This window comes from Vibrio sp. 10N.222.46.A1, assembly GCF_041473595.1.
In the GTDB taxonomy this organism is placed as follows: domain Bacteria; phylum Pseudomonadota; class Gammaproteobacteria; order Enterobacterales; family Vibrionaceae; genus Vibrio; species Vibrio tasmaniensis_A.
The window spans coordinates 1-1,606 of sequence record NZ_JBFRSN010000961.1; the positions used below are offsets into that span (position 1 = coordinate 1).

The window sequence follows — 1,606 nt, forward strand, 5'->3', positions numbered from 1 at the left end:
ATCATATATATATTTAAATTATGATTTTCAACACGTTTCGAACTTTAAATATAACGACACTAGACACCTAGCAGAGACACATCCGTTCGCAATCCAACGCGTCGCTGTCATTAGCCTTTTATCCAAGAAGGAGGGATAAACCTTGAGACATACTATTAAGTTCAAAATTCAGATCGCTATCGCGGTTATTATTGCCGTCGTAAGTGGCGCTCAAGCTTGGATATCTGTTAATCAGCTTACTCAAGAAACTGAAGTCGCGATCAACCAACAGGTGAAAAACGTGAGTGTTGGTACGACGAACTACATTGCCGATTGGTTATCAATCCGCAGTGATATGATGCTTGCCAATGAATCGACCATTTCAAGCAATAGCAACTCTGATCGCGAGTTATTGATCACCAAGCAAGCCGGGCAATTCTTGTCTGTTTATGCAGGATTCAGTGATGGCAGTATAGCTTATGGCGACAAGGCTGAGGATTGGCCAGCAGACTACGACCCACGATCCCGCCCTTGGTATAAAGATGCAAACGCGACATCTGAACTCATCATTACCGAACCTTATCAAGATTTTGACGGCAGCATTGTCATCAGTTTCGCTAAAGCATTTAATGGTGAAAGACAGGGTGTTATCGCGGCAGACTTAACCGTAACCAGCATTATTGATACCGTACTCAATGTAAAACTCGATAATGACGGTTTTGCTTTTTTAGTCGACGGTAATAACAACATCGTCGCCTACAGTGATGAAGAGTTGAGTCAGAAACCACTGACGAATTTGAACCCTGAGCTAACGGTCGACAAAGTATCACAACTGCTCCAAAACCAAATGATCACGACGTTAACTTGGCCTGGTCAAGGCGATAAAATGGTCTACATCGCTAACGTTCCGAATACCGATTGGTCATTGGGTATTGTGATCGATAAAGAAATGGCATTTTCTGCGGTATCCGATGCCATTCAATTTATCACGCTTACCTCTTTGATTTTATACATCGTCATTTCGATTGCGAGCACAATGGTGATTAACCGCTTGCTGCACCCACTGCAAACATTGTCTGAAGCACTGACTCAGCTTGCTCAAGGCAGAGGCGACCTGACTCAGCGTATTGATATCAAGCGCATGGATGAAATTGGCAAACTTGCCGAGCTCGTAAACCAGTTCTTGAGCCAGATGCAAAGCATGCTTAAGGGCGTAATAGAGCACAGTCACGACTTAAACAACCATGCGGAAAAAGCCAATCAACTGGCTACGCAATCTTCGATTCGAGTCGAGAACCAACAAAACGACATCAACCAAATTGCGACTGCGATTCATGAAATGTCCGCCACCGCAGCTGAAGTGGCCAGCCATGCCGAATTAACCGCCTCCGCATCTCAAGCATCCGCTACCGCTTGTAACGAAGGCCAAGAGGTTATCCAACAAAACCGCGATGCGATTACAGGCCTTGCGACTCAGGTTGAAGATGCAGCCAATGTTATTCGTGAATTAGAGAGTAATGCTCAAAGCATCAACCAGATCCTATCCACCATTCAAGGCATTGCCGAACAGACCAACCTGTTGGCATTGAATGCCGCGATTGAAGCCGCTCGTGCGGGTGAACAAGGT

1 protein-coding gene is annotated in these 1,606 nt (G+C 45.1%); it reads left to right on the plus strand.

What is annotated here, in order from left to right; genetic code table 11:
- Positions 1–142: 142 nt before the first annotated feature.
- Positions 143–1,606: methyl-accepting chemotaxis protein (locus tag AB4496_RS22565; RefSeq protein WP_372132032.1), on the plus strand; the 1,464-nt coding region annotated here is incomplete at its 3' end.